9 protein-coding genes are annotated in these 15,466 nt (G+C 67.8%); 5 read left to right on the top strand and 4 right to left on the bottom strand.

All coding sequences use genetic code 11. From position 1 onward, the window contains the following. Positions 1-6: 6 nt before the first annotated feature. Positions 7-747 carry a DUF6193 family natural product biosynthesis protein gene (locus tag G3I53_RS11295; protein WP_164334199.1) on the bottom strand — a complete coding sequence of 247 codons (741 nt, stop codon included), beginning with the start codon at positions 745-747 and terminating at the stop codon, positions 7-9. Positions 748-896: 149 nt separating this feature from the next. Beyond that, positions 897-1,466 carry a hypothetical protein gene (locus tag G3I53_RS11290; protein ID WP_164334198.1) on the bottom strand — a complete coding sequence of 190 codons (570 nt, stop codon included), beginning with the start codon at positions 1,464-1,466 and terminating at the stop codon, positions 897-899. A 69-nt stretch (positions 1,467-1,535) separates the two neighbouring features. Between G3I53_RS11290 and G3I53_RS11285 the strand changes: the two genes are divergently transcribed. Continuing rightward, on the top strand, positions 1,536-2,603 hold the full coding sequence (locus G3I53_RS11285; protein ID WP_164334197.1) for a TniQ family protein: 1,068 nt from the start codon (positions 1,536-1,538) through the stop codon (positions 2,601-2,603). 32 nt (positions 2,604-2,635) lie between these two features. On the opposite strand, the gene G3I53_RS11280 is transcribed toward G3I53_RS11285, so the two are convergent. After that, positions 2,636-4,276, bottom strand: coding sequence for a transcriptional regulator (locus G3I53_RS11280; protein ID WP_343240594.1), 1,641 nt, complete (start codon positions 4,274-4,276; stop codon positions 2,636-2,638). Positions 4,277-4,997: 721 nt separating this feature from the next. On the opposite strand from G3I53_RS11280, the gene G3I53_RS11275 reads away from it, so the two are divergent. Genes G3I53_RS11275 through G3I53_RS11260 form a run of 4 tightly spaced genes read left to right on the top strand, consistent with a single transcriptional unit; the run spans position 4,998 to position 9,187 of the window. Next, complete coding sequence (locus G3I53_RS11275) at positions 4,998-5,756, top strand: TnsA-like heteromeric transposase endonuclease subunit (RefSeq protein ID WP_164334196.1); 759 nt, start codon at positions 4,998-5,000, stop codon at positions 5,754-5,756. Next, a complete protein-coding gene (locus tag G3I53_RS11270; protein WP_164334195.1) occupies positions 5,753-7,846 on the top strand; it encodes a DDE-type integrase/transposase/recombinase in 2,094 nt (697 codons plus the stop codon). The genes G3I53_RS11275 and G3I53_RS11270 overlap by 4 nt, the downstream gene beginning before the upstream one ends. Continuing rightward, a complete protein-coding gene (locus G3I53_RS11265; RefSeq protein ID WP_164334194.1) occupies positions 7,788-8,126 on the top strand; it encodes a hypothetical protein in 339 nt (112 codons plus the stop codon). The genes G3I53_RS11270 and G3I53_RS11265 overlap by 59 nt, the downstream gene beginning before the upstream one ends. After that, a complete protein-coding gene (locus tag G3I53_RS11260) occupies positions 8,123-9,187 on the top strand; it encodes an ATP-binding protein (RefSeq protein ID WP_164334193.1) in 1,065 nt (354 codons plus the stop codon). Before G3I53_RS11265 ends, G3I53_RS11260 begins: the two co-directional genes overlap by 4 nt. Before the next feature lie 729 nt (positions 9,188-9,916). Here G3I53_RS11260 and G3I53_RS11255 read toward each other — a convergent pair. Then, entirely contained in the window at positions 9,917-15,142 is a 5,226-nt protein-coding gene (locus G3I53_RS11255) for an NACHT domain-containing protein (protein ID WP_164334192.1), read from the bottom strand. Between the last annotated feature and the right edge of the window lie 324 nt (positions 15,143-15,466).

Here is a 15,466-nt window from a genome sequence, read left to right as displayed (position 1 = left end):
GCAAGGTCATCCGCCAAGCGTGACCGGGCCGAGGCCGGACGGCATATGGTGCACGGCCACCGCCACGGCCTCGTGCGCTGTGGCGAACAGGCCAAGGTCCGGCGTGATGAACCCTGTCCCCACCCCGTACATGCCGTCGCTGCCCGCGGTCAGGCACGGTCCGACGACGGTCAGGTGCGGGCGGGTGCTGGTCGAGAAGCGCAACGCCCAGTGGCTCGTGAACGGGTAGAGGGCACGAAGCGCCGGCTCGGCGTGCGCCGCCTCAATCAGGGCTTGGTACGTCTTCTGCCAGACGTAGTCCAGCCCGCTCGCCTCCACGCGCATGCTCTGCCACTCAGATTCCACCAGTCGCGCGGAATCGAGATCGGGCACCTCGAACCGGCCAGTCAGGTGCACGAAGGGTGCCGCCTGGCGAATGCCGTTCAGCGGCTCACCGTCGTGCCAGGCCCGGGCGGCCCTGGCGACCTCCGCCAGGTCGTCCGTCCTGCCATCAATGAGGGACAGGGTCTGGAACGGTTCCGTGCCGCGGATCGACCACCGCCGCTCGTGCGACCATACGCTGATCTGCAGCGGCTCGCGGTGCGGCAGCATGCTTGTGACGGTCGCGTAAAGCAGCGGATCAGAGTCCGAGGACGTGACGGGAACACCGGCGAGGCAGCCTTCCGCCTCGGCCCGGAGCGCCGCGGCGAGGCTGCCGCAGGCCGCGACATCGGGGTACAGGACTGCGGGATCAGGAGGGGTGGGCACGGCTCCTGATTGTGCCCGAGGCGCTGACTTCCCGGATGGGCGGGCCCAGCGACCCGCAGCTTCGCCGGTGACAGCAAGCCTGCCTATGTGACAACTACCGTGCTTCGGCTCACGGGCTCATTGCAGGGAGCGGGAGGAGCGGATCGATCTCAGTAGTAGAACTCCAGGAAGTCGATGCGGTCGAGGCTCACGCTCTCCCTGAGGTGTGCGGGCCGGCCGCGGTGGAAGTAGCACGTGCTGAGTGCGTCGTTGAGGATGGCTTGCAGTTCTGATTCCGGTGCTCCGATGCGCCGGGCGGTGAACAGGCGTTCCGGAAAGGGGGCGTCCAGGTGCAGGCTCAAAAAGCGCAGGCGTGGGTCGTCACTTGATCCGGCTGTTGCGGTGAATCCCAGCCATGCGCGGAAGCTGAGTGTCATCCGGCCGCCGTTGGCGAGGAGGGTGGCGTGGGCGCGGCGGCGGACGCGAGGCTGCCATATCCGGACGACTTCGCGTTCCACTGCGTTATGCAGGTCGTCTTCCGCTACCTGCTGAGCGTCGAGCAGAGCGTCCAGGTGGGAGGGTGTCGTCTGGAGCCGACGGGCAAGGGCGGCAGGCTCGTAGTGCTTGAGGAGGTAGGTGAGCCGGACCCGCATGGAACGGGGCGGGTTGCGGGTCCAGTGCCGGGAGTCGGCCCGGTCGAGTGCTTCCTGGACGGTGTCGGCGCTCAGCCTCAAAGGCACGGCGGGCAGCTTTCGTGGTGGGTGGCTTGTTTGTGTGGCGCCGGCGGCGGGGGTTGTGACGATCACTGCATGAGGATCGAAGAGCCGCTCCCGCGGTTGCCGGGACGTGTGGTGATGGTGCGCGGCGAGACGATCGCGTCGTATCTGTGGCGGCTCGCGGTGCGCAATGGGATGGCCTTCGAGGAGCTGGCTCAGTACATCGGTGCGCCGAGGACCATCCGGGCGGTTGATCCGGGTGCTGAGGAGGTGCGTCTGGGGCCTGCGGCGCGTCAGCGTCTGGCGGAGGTCAGTGGACGGCCCTTGCCGCATCTGGAACGGGCGCTGGTGTCGCTCGGCGACAGCGGCATCGGTCCGCGGGCCCGCCACCAGGTGAAGGTGGAAGCCTGGCCGGAGAACTGGATGCCGGTGCAGGCCTGTGCGTTGTGCGCGGCTGGGCTCGGTGAGCGTCCGGTGTGGCGGGTGGGCGGTGGGCAGTGGGCGGTGTGTGTGCGGCACGGACGGTGGACGGCTGTGGGCCGGGGGCAGTTCCAGGTCGGCCTCGAGCGGTTGCCAGAGGTGGTGGAGGCGCACGTGCGGCGGGTGGGTCTGGAGCGTCGTACAGGTCTGTACGCGCGGGCTCTGCTGGCGGATGCGCAGCAGGTGGCGGTGTATTGGTGGCAGTGCCGTCAGATGGCCTGGCGTGGGGTGTGGCGGGCGCGGCAGGAGGTTTTGGGGGTGGATCGTTCGGCGCTGTGGGCTGTTCCCCTGGTGGTGTATCCGGAGGTGGTCATCGTGGCGGAGGCGATGGCCGTGCGGGAGCGGCAGCGGGCGGTGGGGCGCAATTTCGCGGGCGGTCCTGCGGGGTGGTCGACGGGGCGGTGGGTGCAGTGGGTGGGTGAACGGCTGGGGATGGGTGAGGAGATGGCCGCCGGGGGGCATCGGGGGTTGGAGGCGTGGCTGATGTCGCACCGCAATACGGTGCCGGTCGTCGAGCGTCTGGCGCGGCAGGATGCGCGGGCGCATCCCCGGAGTGTGCCGCTGGCGTTGCTGGAGCCGCATCGTGTGGTTCCGGTGCATGGTCCGCTGGAGGAGGCGTCGTGTCTTCCGTGGCGTCTGGGAGCGCGGATGACGAGCATGCCGTGGCGGCCGACGCAGTAGGTGTGGGGCAGGTGGCATCGGCGTGGGAGGGGTCAGGCGTCGGGGTGGGCTTTGATGTAGCGGGCGGGGTTGAGGCCTTGGGTGTGCTGGTGCTGGTACCAGGCCATGGTCTGAACGCCTTCTTCTTTGACGAAGCCGGGGTTGACGCCCAGGCACAGCAGTCCCTTGATGCCGGTCTGGTCGGGGCCGGTGGGGACGACGTCGAGGGCGGTCGGCTGGTGGGCGGGGTAGATGACGCAGTCCGAGAGGACGGCAAGCGGGCCGCGGCCGGTCTCGGTGAGCATCCTGCGCATTTTGCGGTGCAGGCTGACGCGGGTGCGTGAGATGACGGCGGCACGGATGTCGGGGCGCCAGGTGGGCTGGTTGAGTGCGGGCCAGCGTGTGTAGGGGGCGGCGGGGGCACGGGGGCCTTCGCGGAGTTTGCCGAGGCCGCCTTTTCCTGTGGCTTTGATCGCTGCGAGCAGGGCGAGCAGGGCGGGGTCTGCCGTCGAGAGTCTTTTCATGGCGGCCAGGTAGTCGGCCTGGGGGATGTCCTTGTGTACTCCGAGGTCGGCCATGGTGGCGAGGTAGGCGTCTCTCAGTCGCGTGTACCAGGGGTCCAGATATGAGCCGTGATCGTCGCGGACGTAGGCCTCGATAGGCCGGACCTCGATGTTGAGTTCCTTGGCGTAGGCGAGGGTGACGGTCGTGTACCAGGCGGGTTTGGTCGGGGGTTGACCGGTGGCGGTGAAAGGCGAGGGCAGCCGCGGGTCGTGCGGGGCGTGGCTGAGGTCGCAGTACCAGGCGCCGGGAGTTTTCTCGTCGAAGGCGGGTGTCGTGACATGGCGGGGCGGGGCATTGCGGCCGACGGACAGCCTGGAGGCGGCGACGATAAAGGCCATGTTGGTGTCGAGTCCGACGACGTGCGGGAAGTCGGCTGTCTCCTGCTGGTCGGGCGGGCGGCTCCAGTCCCAGGCTTCCTCCTCCATGGCCTGCTCCGGCGGGCGGCCTTTAGCCAGGGGGTGGGCGTCGGGGGCTTCTGGGGGCGCTGGCTCGAACGGCTTGTGCAGGGCGCCGGGGTTGGGCCCGGACACCCATTTGAGGGTGGCCGGGTCGTAGGTCGCTTTGGTGGGTGGCCGCAGGGCTGTCATCAGTCTGACGCCGCAGACCGCGGTGGAGCCGCTGGGGGTCAAGAGCCGGGCCGCGTAGGTGCCCAGCAGCCGTGCCAGGTCTGACGGCGGCAGTGGTGGGAGGTTCCACCCGTCCTGAGACAGGGCTCCCCAGGCCATGACGGCGACGTGTACCGAGGCGCGCCTGTTGTTCACGACCGGCCGGTAGATCCCGGCCCACGGGGCGAAGCCGCGGCGGGTGAGGAGAAAGCCTGCCTGCCCCAGCTGCGTCAGGACGGGATGGCCGGCAGGAAGGCACAGGGCGGTTCGGTCCTCCAGGTGGGCGGGCAGGTGCAGTGCGGCACTCGCTGCGGGGGTCAGGACGATAAGCGGGTCACTGTCCTTGCCTTGGGGGGACAGCCGTTCCTGGTGCAGACCGCTGCGCAGCGTCCACTCCAGCAGGCCGACAAGGTCGTCCGCGTCCAGGGGCAGGCGGGTGCCGTTGGTGAAGTGGGCGACCAGGAAGATGTCGTGGTCGATAACGGCCAGCGGCCCGGTGGGCGTGACGGGTGGTTCGCTAGCCACTGGCGGGCGTGGTGGTGCTTCGGCGGATGCGGGGAAGAGCGCTGGCTGCTGCGGACCGACGGGCAACGTGGGTGCTGTGGGCCGTGCGGGCCGTGCGGGTGATGCGGTGCTCTCGCCGGGGACGAGCTTGTCGTCCCGTTTCGGTTTCTCCATGTGCTTAAGGCCCTTGAGAAGCCGCGCGTAAGCCGTGCGACGAACACCGATCGGTTCCCGATTCCCGGCCTCCCATGCCTCGATGTCCTGAGCCTGGCAGACGAGGGTGTCCGCTACCTGTGCAGGGGACAGGCCCGCGGCCTCGCGCAGCCGGGTCCGTTCGCAGGCCGGTGGCAGGGGGCTGCGCCGTGCTGCCAGGTCGGCGAGGAGCCCGTCCACGCGGGCGTGGAGATCGGAGGTGTCGGGGTGGTCTTCTCGCACGCAGCCGAATCTGGCAGGCCGACGGCGTGCGGCGTCGGCATCCGGTCATCGTGGATCTTGTGTCGGCAGGTGCGGCCCGGGACAGGACGGATAAGCGGCTGGCGTGGGACCGTCCAGGTCAGCGGTCTGCAGGGAGAGGTGAGGGTGGTCATGGTCTCGCCCTGCGGGGCGTCACGCCGGCCGTCGGCGGGACGGTCGGCAGCTTTGAGGATGACGGTATTTGACCCTTGGCCATCTCCCCCCGCACTAAAGTCAACTCGCCGTGCAATATGAGGATTTGCAGAGGCCGGACAGATGCGGGAGCACGATGGCTGAGGCATTGATGGCGGTCCACCGCCTTGAGGACGGCAGCAGGAGCATCACGGTCCCCGTCGCCCAGGCAGGCTCTGTTCCGCTCACCCGCCGGGGCGAGGTGTGGCGTCCGGCCCGGCATCCCTCTCAGCGCAGCATTGCTACCTGGTGGTGGGCCGCCACGACCGGCAAGCACGTGGGCTGCCGGTCCATGAACGTGCTGGCGGTGGCCATGCTGCTGGATTTCAGCCCGTCGGTGACGGAGTTCACCGCTTGGTCCGCGAAGATCAAGTGGCGTGCGCGGGGCCGGGAGCGCAGCGTCGTGCCGGACTTCTTCGTGCGCACGGATCAGGGGGCGACGCTGGTCGTTGCCTGCCCTCCGGCGAGCGGGCCGAGTCCGCGGTGGCAGCGTCAGCAGCAGGTGTTGCGCCAGGCTTGTCAGGAGGCGGGCTGGGAGCTGGGGATGCCGCGGATTCCGGGACCTATGGCGCTGGCGAACCTGCGGTGGGTGTCGCATTACCGGCACCCGCGGTGGGGCGACCGGGAGGTCGAGCAGGCTCTGAAGGCCGCGTTCCGGACTCCCTGCGAGCTGGAGGAGGGGGTACGGGCGACGGGGCTGCCGCGACTGTCGACGCTGCCGCGCCTGTATCACCTGCTGTGGCGGCAGGAGCTGGGCATGGAGTGGAACAAGGCCATGGGCCCGAGCAGTGTGATCAGATTGTCGGGCCGGATGCCGTCGGCGATGGGGCAGCCCCTTGAGGGGAAGACAGCGTGAGCGTGGTGCCGGAGAGCCAGCCCCCGGCCGCTGGCCTGGCGCCGCGCGGCATTCTGGCGCCCGGCGACCAGGTGCGCTGGATGGGCAGCCACTATGGCGTCTCGGCCCTGTCGGGTACGACGGCGCATCTGGAGCCTGCCTCAGGTGGGGCGGCGCCTGCGGTGTCGGTGCCGATTCAGTTCCTGGCCGCAGCCGGGGACTTCGCCGTGCTCGACCGGTCGGGCCGGCCGGTGTCGGCGGAGCCGCTGCCGAACTGGTCCATGCTGGAGGGGGTCAGTGCCGAGTGCGCCCATGAAGCACGGATGTGGCGGCGGCACGTCATCGAGGTCGACACCGGTCTGCTGCCGGAGGTCCCCGAGGGCAGCAGACCGCGGGAAGGTTATGACCCGGAGCTGTTCACGCTGGTCGAGCGCTATGAACGCAAGGCTGCCGAGCTGCAGGCCGTGCTGGGTTGGAAGGTGTCGTGGAAGACGGTCCAGCGCAAGCGGCTGGCCTTTCTTCGCGAGGACATCTGGGGGCTCATCGATAAGCGGCGTACCCGCCAGACAACGGTGAACGGGCGCACCGATGCTCGGGTGGTGGACCTGCTGCTGGCGCTGCAGGAACGCCAGGCGAAAGAAGAAGCCGCCACCGACGCCCGCACGCTGTTCAAGAACCTGCGGCGCACGGCACGGGCCAGGCTGGGCCCCGGCGTGAAGGTGCCGGCCGACCCCACGCTGTACGCGCTGTTGAAGCGGCTGGGGATCGACGCGCTTCAGCTGCGGGATCCCACCCGGCGCCGCAAGGACCGTCTCAACCGTCCGGCCCCGCCGTTCGCTGTGACCACCGCCACCGCGCCGGGCGAGCTCGTGCAGATCGACTCCACCGCGCTGGATGTCAAAGTGCTGGGCGATGACGGACGGCCCACCCAGGTGGAACTCACGGCAGCCATCGACGTTTTCACGCGCAGCATCATCGCAGCCGTGCTACGGCCCAAGACTGCGGGCCGGCGCAAGACCCGGCAACAGACGAGGGCGCTGCTGAGCACCGGCACGAGCAAGGGGCGGGCCACCAAGGCAGTGGACGCCTCACTGCTGCTGGCGCTGTGCATGGTGCCGGCCCCGATGCGGCCTGGCTTCGACGGGGCCGCGTCCGCGGCCCGTTCGGATCTGCCGTATGAGGAACTGCTAGAGGTCGACGCGCGGATGGAGCACGCAGCGGCCCGGCCGGTCATCATGCCGGAGACGATCGTGATCGACCACGGCACGGTCTTCACCGGGCAAACCTTCTTCGACGCCTGCTCCTACCTCGGCATCTCTGTGCGTCCGGCGCGCAAGCGCACCCCGACCGACAAGGCGATCGTCGAGCGGACCTTTGCGTCGATCAAGTCGCTGTTCAGCCAGCACGTCAACTCCTACACCGGGCGGGACTTCAGCCGCCGCGGGAAAGAGATCGATCCGGACCGGCTGTGGACGCTGCAGGAGCTGGACAATCTGCTGCAGGAGTGGATCGCGGTCGGCTGGCAGGCGCGGCCGCATGAGGAGCTGCGCAGCCCTTACGAGCCGAACCTGCCGCCGTTGACTCCGAACCAGATGTACGCAGCGGGCGTGCAGGCGGCTGGCTACCTACCGATCCCGCTGGGCTTTGCGGACTACCTCCAGCTGCTGCCCACCGCCTGGGTCGGGGTGCGCGATGACGGCATCCGGTTCAAGAACCGCACCTACGACAACTTCAAAGGGGAACTCGAGGAGGTCCGCAACACGCCGTCGGGGCTCAAGGGCAAGAAGCGTGACGGGTGGGAGCTGCGCTACAACCCTTACACGCCCGAGCAGGTGTGGCTGCGCGACCACCGCTCCGGCGAGTGGATCACTGCCGGTCTTCAAGCACCAGCACCTGATCGGCGCCCCGTGGACACAGCACCTGTGGGACTCGGCCACCGCGGAGTACGTGGCGCGCGGCGGCCGCCACACGCAGGACGAAGCCATCGCGCAGGTCCTGGCCGACCTGCTGGAGCGGGCGGGACAGGGTCCGGACGACCCGGGTGTGGTGAGCGTGCCCGACGGCTACGCGCCCGTGCCGGGGCTGGATGGCGGGTGGGAGCCGTCCGGTGACGGCGTTTTCGACCCGTTCGCCGACGCGGAGGCGCTGGACCTGGACGCGCTGGGACCCTTGACGGTGCTGGAGCTGGACGAGCCGAGCCTGTATTCCCCCGCGGAAGAAGAGATCGCGCCCAGGCCCGCCCACGGACCGGACGCTCCGGGCGGCGCGGACACCGAAGTGTCCTCGCTCCTGGCGGATCTGGGTGACCTGGACGACAGCCTCGACAGCGTGGCGCGTCACCTGCTGGACCTGCCCGCCGAAACCGACCCCCCGCAGGAGGACAGGACATGACGCAGCCACCGGTCATCGAGGAGACCGAAGACGATGACATCCGTCTACTCATCGACTCCCCCGCCCCCACGCCGGTGTTCACCGCGCCCCGGCCGGTATGGCTGAACACCCTGAGCAACTGGCGCACCTTCGCCGCCCTGGACCGCACCCGGCCCGACCTGGCCGACAGCCCGCCGCCCGGCACGGAAGTCGCCGACAACGACCTGCGGCTGCGCTATCACGCCCTGATGCCGACCGTGGTCACCCCCGCCATCGGCCGGGCCCTGGTCGTCGTCCACGAGCATCTGCTGGCCAACCGGGAACGCATCCACGGCAAGACCGGTGTCATCATCGAAGGCCCCCGCGGCACCGGCAAGACCGAGATCCTGCAGTACATCGGCCGCCACTACGAGAACAAGATCGCCCGCCTGTATGAGCCGGACGAGAACCGCATCCCGGTGATCGCGCTGCGGGTGCCTCCCCTGGCCCGCGGCGGACGGCGGAACTGGCCGGCAGCCTTCGCCTCCTTCCTCGGCCTCAAGCACGACGGCGGCAGCGACCCCACCCGCTCCATCTGCCATGTGATGCGCAACAGCTCCACCTTGCTGGTCCTCATCGACGGCATCGAGCAGCTGCGGGCCGGCGCGGACGCCGAGGAGTCATTCGCCTACCTGGAAGAGATCAGTGAAAGCACCGGTGCCACCTTCCTCTTCGCCGGACGGGCCGCCCGTTCCATCGTCGATCCCCTGACCCGGGACCGGGAAACCGCTCTGGCCGACAACGAGGAGATCTGGGGCGACTACGCCGCCCTGCGCACCAGCCGGATCGGCTACGACACGGACGGCCACAAACTGTTCACGAAGATCGTCCGCAAGTTCGACAAGAACCTGTGCCTGCACCACCACCAGCCGGACGACCTGACCAACCTGCACGAATACCTGCACCGCCGCACCAAGGGCTACCTGCGGGCCCTGTCCCAGCTCGTCAGCCAGGGCGCCCAGAAAGCGATCTGGAACAAGCAGGAGCGCATCACCGAGGAGCTGCTGGAATCCCTGGCCATCGGCCGCAGCCGCACCATCTGACACCGCCCACCCTCCCTCGGGCAGACAAGCGGCCCGGGGCATGGACTTAAGGCACCGTTCACCTGGCCGGGGAAGAACAGCCGTGGAGTACGAGTCCTTGGGGGTGAGGTGCTGGGGGAATCCGGCGACCTGCTGATGGGCCGGGTGACAGGACGTGCGTGATGGGGAGGGCTCCGTCGGCATGCTGCCGGTGGGCTGATGTCCCCGGCGGTTTCGCTCATGGGCAACTCGGCCTGGACGTAGGCGGGTTTAGGCCCGTCGTCCAGGAGGCTGAGGCGCCCCGCGCCGCGGTGAGGAAGTGGGCGTAGCGGCCGCGGTGAGCTCCGGCTGGTTCCCAGCCGGCCCCCCATGCCTCCAGGGTGCTGGTGTGAAACGATCGTTCGTATGATGCAGGGCCCCTGAGACCTGCAGGCGAGTGCCCCAAAGCGCGTCTCCGCTTTCACAGGCGGCCCGGACCAGGACCCTGCCGACCGCGGTCGGCTCAAGGGCCGAACTGCAGCCGCAGGCCCCGCAGTGTTGGCCGCCACGCCGGGCAAGAGGCACTGGGCTCACGTGGCGACTGAGGTCTTTTGGGGTGACTGCGACTGGATTATCCGGTTCCGCAGGCCGTCGCGAAGTCCTCTGTACGCGTCCCCGATGGCACCGCCAGGTCCACTTTTCGGCCGTCCCCGACACAGCCCGGGGCACGCGGGCGGGTCCTCAGCGGCATTGGCGACCCGCAATGACGATTCACCACCGCCTCACAAGTGCCTCGGGATCAGCTGCGCTCACGGCGAGGTCGAGTACGGCAAGGCAGAGTGGGCCTTCGTGGTGGGTGAAAGGGTTGTGCACCACGGTGTCGGGTGATGCGGATTCGAGGATGGAGATGGTTGCTGCCGCATCCGCCTGCGGCAACGCGCCAACTTGCCGCAGTACCACCGCGAAGAGGTATCTGCGCTGCATGGCTTGCACTTCCGGGTGGGCGTGGGCAATGGGGTCCCATGGGTCGGCCATGATGGGGCTGTCTTCACAAATTCCCATGGGGTCGTTGAGCGCATCCTTGAACGCCTCAATGGCGTCTGCGTCGGTGCGAAGCCGCCGCATCAGCGGCTTGGTGAACATCGACAGGTACCTGTCGAAGATATCCAGACGGAATCGGGTGTGCGCGCGGGTCGCGAGGGCTGGCAGATCCCTCGGTGGGGCGGCGCCGAACGCGATGCCTAGGACGCTGCCCCGTTCGCGGGGTTGGCGAGCATCGCGGTCTGTTGTGAACCACGTTTCAAGGTCGCGGAAGGTGGCGGCGGCCAAGGGGGCCGAAGGGAACAGCTGCGTGTAGGCAGCCAACCCGTCACCTTCTTGAACGAAGCCTGGCCGGGTACTGATCGTCTCTTCGGTGAGGATGGCCTTGAACAGCTCATCGGACACGCTCCAGCTGTCTCGGTCCAACAGGGAGTCGAGGTCGTAGCCCTCTCGGTGGTGCGTCCGGGCGAGGTTGGCCACGACGGCGCGCAGGACCCCTTCGTCGCCCCTGTTCTCTTCTTTGGCCCACGAGAGAAAGCGCTCGTCTTGGCGCAGGGTGGCGTCGTTGTCCGCCTCATCGCGGAGCAGCTCAGCGATGGCGGGGTAGCGGGAAGCAACTGTTGCCAGAGCCGATATGACGTGGCGCCGTTGCTCACTCGCCGTTCGTTTGCTGGTCCTTCCGTTCAGCCGCTCGAAGACTTGATCGCCGAGATGAGAGCGCAGCTGCTCCCAGTTCTCGGCGGCGAGGTCCACCAGGATCTGGTCCACGTCACGGCCGTAGAGAACATCGAGGGTGACGCTGGGCGCGTCAGGACGCCCGATGGTTTCCCTAATGCCGTCCATCAGGCTCAGATCGCTGAGCATGAGCATGCCGATCCATGCCAGTTGACGGCGCTCTTCGAGTTCGGGACCGTAGGCGCACAGCTCGTCCCTGATCTCGCCACGCAGCCATTGCATCTCGGCTGTCCAGGTGGCTGAGCCCGCCAGGTCGTGGTGAGCCTGCTGGTGGCGCTTGATCACTTGGGTCAGCCCGATGAATGCGGTGCGGCGGATAGCGGTGTCTGGCTCGTTCTTCCATTCCGTCATGACGTCGACGAGTTCGGCCACGGAGAGTGCGCTGTGCGCGAGTTCGAACGCCAGGACTTCGCGCAACTCTGGGCCGATGTGCTTGAGCAGGGTGAGGGTCTTGTCGAGGATCCGGCGGGACGGGACATCGGTCCTGTTGCTGTAGGCCCTGAGGATGGCGACCGGAATGGTGTCCGCAATTCCCGAGACGATGGGCCGTGTGTCATGGAGGAGCCGGTCGGCGAAATCCTGGACGGCTGGTTGATCAGGCCAGGCGCTGATGACCGCAGGGACGTGCCACATCAACGGGTGAGGGCTCACCGCCGTGCACAGGGCTGCCAGTTCGGCTGGATCGTAGGCGGCAAGGACTTCTCGTGCGGCTTCAGCTTCCGCATGGTGTTCTGAAGCGGTGTGTTCGAACGTCTTCCAGGTTTCGGCTAGTGTCTCGGCGACAACGACGTGCTTCTCGGACCCGTGATCGGTGGTTGGCTGGCGCAACAGGGACACCAGGACGGCGAAGCCCTCCTGCGGGCCGAGGACATCTACGGCTACGCCGGCCATCGGAGCCGCTTGGTCGAAGTCGCCGCGAAGCCTGCGGGTGAGAGCAGTGCGGACCTGCTCGTCGTCGGCGTATTGCTCGACCAGTGTGCGGGCTGCGGCGTAGGGGCGGTGTCCGTCCAGGTTGCGCAGCAGCAGGGCTTGAGCTTCGGCGGGCGGAAGTGCGGTAGCGAGACCGGCTGCGAGGTAAGGCGTCACGCCTCCCAACTCGTTCTCAACATAGGGCCGCAGAGCTTGCGCGAAGTTCGGGTCGGCGCGCCACTGCTGGGGAATCATGCTGACGTCGTACAAGATCAGCCCGTTTTGTTCTGGGGCCGAGAGCTGCTCGGCTACCCAGGTCTTGAAGCGGTTGTCGTCGGCGAATGCGTGACAGGCCAGGATCCACGCAAGGCTGCGGTCGCCGCCGTTGCGTCCGTTCGTCGTCAGGGTCTCCAGCGCGAAGTCGGCTGCCTGTGCATCCGCGGTGGCGGCTATGTTGATGAGGTCGGCTGTGGGCCATGGGCCCGAGTGGAAGTCTTCCCTGTGTAGCAGGGACAGCAGCCAGTCTCGCTCTTCTTGCCGGTACAGGGTGGCATCGCCTGACGGGGTGGTGCGCTGCAGGGCCTGCAGAGCGACCAGCCGGAGCGGCCTGGATGGCTGGCGCCGCGCCCAGTCGACCAGCCGTGCGGTCTCGGGTGTGTCGGGCCAGCCGCGGCTGAGGGCGAGGAGGGCAGCGGCCTGAATGGCTGAGGACGGACCCGTTTCGGTGAAAGTGATCAGCTGTTTCAGTATGTGCGGCTGTCCACCGAATCGGTGGGCGATGGCTGCTGCCGCGTTGACTTTCACCTGCTCGTCTGGGTGTCGCATGCCCCACAGCAGGTACTCGGCGGCCCTGTTGTCGTCGATATCCAGATCGTGCAGCGCCCACATGGTCGGCGAAGGGTTAGGGCGGGGTGCTGTGAGCCAGCGCTTCATGACCGGCAGCAGGTGCGTGCGTGCGGCGTGGCTTGCGAGCATGCTGGTGAGCGCGGTGATGAGGTTGGCGCGATGAGGCAGCGAGGGATGGGTTTCTACTCGTTCGACGAGCTGGTTGATGTAGAGGCTCTGCGCTCTCGGAGTGAGCTTGGCACCGGCGGCGAGTGCCTCGGCGAGCAGCTCGTATCCATCGATGTCTGCCCACCGTTGCGTGTCGGTGTCGAGGGCCGCGGCAAGCAGGTGCTCGGTGGTGTGAGAGCTGATCTGCGCGGTCAGCAGTGCCAGGAGCACATCACGCCAGGCCGGATCCTGCACCGTTCGTTGAACGACTGTTTTCTGTTCTTCAGCGGGGCGGGTGGCTAGGTACTCGCCGGCCAGATGGTCAAGCACTACGCGGTGCAGGAAGCCGTAGGAGCCAGCGCCGTGCGACACGATCAGTCCGAATTCGTCTTCCGCCAGGGCGAGGACGGCATCGGCGACGCGGCGGGCTTCTGGTTGCGGATAGCCGAGGACCTGGTCGTCGGTCATCGACTCGACGATGAGCGTGCGCATCTCCGCCTTGGTAACAGTGCCGGTAGGGTCTTTGACGCGCAGTCGGTAAGCCACAGCAGCGAACAGCATCGTGGCCTCTGCAGCCGTCAGGACAGCCCCGTGAGCGTGTGAAGCACGCTGGCGCATCTGAGGGTGCTTCTCCACGAGCAGTTCGACGAGTCGGGCGTAGATCTTGAACCGTTGACGTGGGAGGGGCTCGCCTTGCCAGGTTGTGGCGAGCAGGGTGAGAAAGAGGGGTGACCGAGATAGTTCGGCGAGCTCCGGAATGGTCTCCAGTTGGGCCAGGAACGCCTCGATGCCGCCGCTCCACATCGCAGGACTGGCTGCTATGTCCAGCGGTCGTTCGGCTGGCCCGAGGACGGCAGCTGAGATCGTCCGGCGCTGCTGGTCGGTCAGCGGAGTGATCTCCGCTTGCTCCCAGGGTCGCCTCCAGTTGAGGCGGTCGACTGCGTACGGGCGTGTGGAGAGGATGGCTGAAGCCGCCGTGCGGCCAAGGAACGCCTCGAGGGTTCCCAGGGCACGTTCGGCTGCGCTGACGTCGCTCCACTCGTCGATGCCGTCGATGAGCAGGAGCAGGCGATCGTCCCGCAGCGCGCGTTCTACCAGCGGCCACAGGTGGGCGGCGCTCTGCGACCTCAGCCAGGCTTCGGCGGCCGAGACGAGGGAGTTTTCTGTCGATGTTTCGAGGTGGCGGCACAGGAATCCGAACGGCAGCCAGACGGGCAGGTCGGTGCCGTGTTCCCGCTGCAGCGTGACCGATTGCGGCTGAGCGGAGAGCAGGTCGGCCGCGATGAACCGCAACAGGCTGGACTTTCCCGCTCCCGGACGGCCGACGAGCAGCCGGTACTTGCCGCCGGCCAGCCACTCATCGGCCGCCATGACGGCACCTGTGGCTGGGCCTACCTGGTTGCTACGCCCGAGGAGCTGGTGGGCGGATCTGAACGACTGCCGCGAGCCGCCCAGCCGTGAGGCGATGTAGGTGTGTCCGTCCCCGGGGTCCTGCGCCCAACGTTGGTCTTCGGCGGCCGGCTCGGGCTGTTCAGCGTCGAAGCGGTCAGGCCGCTGTCGGTTGGGATCGACATCCAGGACGACGAACGTGTCATCTGACTCGGCGTCGTCGACCGTGTGGACTCCGCCCTGGGCGGAGAAGACAGCGTGGTAGAGCTCGCGCAGCTCGGCTCGGAGTTCTCGACTGTCCTGCTGGGGCAGATTATGTGCCAGGCCTTGGGCTGCGTCCGTGCCGCAGAAGCGCTCCACCCAGGGTCGGCCGAAGAAGTCATCAACAATGCGCGGCTGGTCTTTTAGAAGGCTGGAGACCTCCTGGACGCCCCATGGAACGAAGGTGATCTTGAGCTCGGCCAGCCGTTCCGTCTGCTCACGGATTGCCGTGTCCAGCTTGGTGTCCTGCAAGTCGAATGAGGTGGCGAAGTGAAACCTCGCCGTCTTGTGCGCCCACTCCCCCGCCAGGAGGTCGTCGACGGCCTTCTCAATCTTGGCTGCGGTCAGCGTCCTGATTCGCCGGGACTGCAGGGTGATGTAGTCCCGGCCGCTGGATTCGCCGTGCGCCAGGTCGAGCGGAAGCCGAGCGTAAGCGTCGATCCCGCCCTGGGCTTGACCCGGCACACCGAAGAGCTTGGCGTACTGGACGGGCCGGACGGTGTGCAGCAGCCTGAGGAACAGACGCTCTGCGTCGGGCCACTCCAGGTCGCCGACGGGCAGCACCTGCGCCCTGGTGTCGATGGGCGGCGCCGGCAGTGGACCTTCGGGAGCAGACCACAAGAGCGCCTGGGTATGGTCTGCGCCGCCGGCCTCATGGGTCGCCATCATCGTCCAATTCCCTTGCTGCCCGTGTCCGCTCCTGTAGCCAGACTAAAGAACCTGCAGACCTGGTGCGCGCCGCTCAGACAATGCTTCACCGCGAGCACGACCGTATGGGGGGTCTCCCGACGGTGTGCCGGGGCCCCTGCGCCATCAGCGCCGGCGCTTATGGCAGGAGGCCGATCAGACAGCCCGGCGCCGCTGCCACCGAGCCTGTCTGTTCGCACGGTCGTCTCTCACGTGGCTGGGGGGGAGCAGGCTCCCGTTTTCATGCGGTGTGTCGTTGAGCAGGTCGCGGTGCGGAATCGACCCACTCGGGCAGATCCACCCGGG

Source organism: Streptomyces sp. SID14436, assembly GCF_010548465.1.
Lineage (GTDB): Bacteria > Actinomycetota > Actinomycetes > Streptomycetales > Streptomycetaceae > Streptomyces.
The sequence above is the reverse complement of the archived record's forward strand: the minus strand, read 5'-3'. Positions and strand labels throughout refer to the sequence as shown.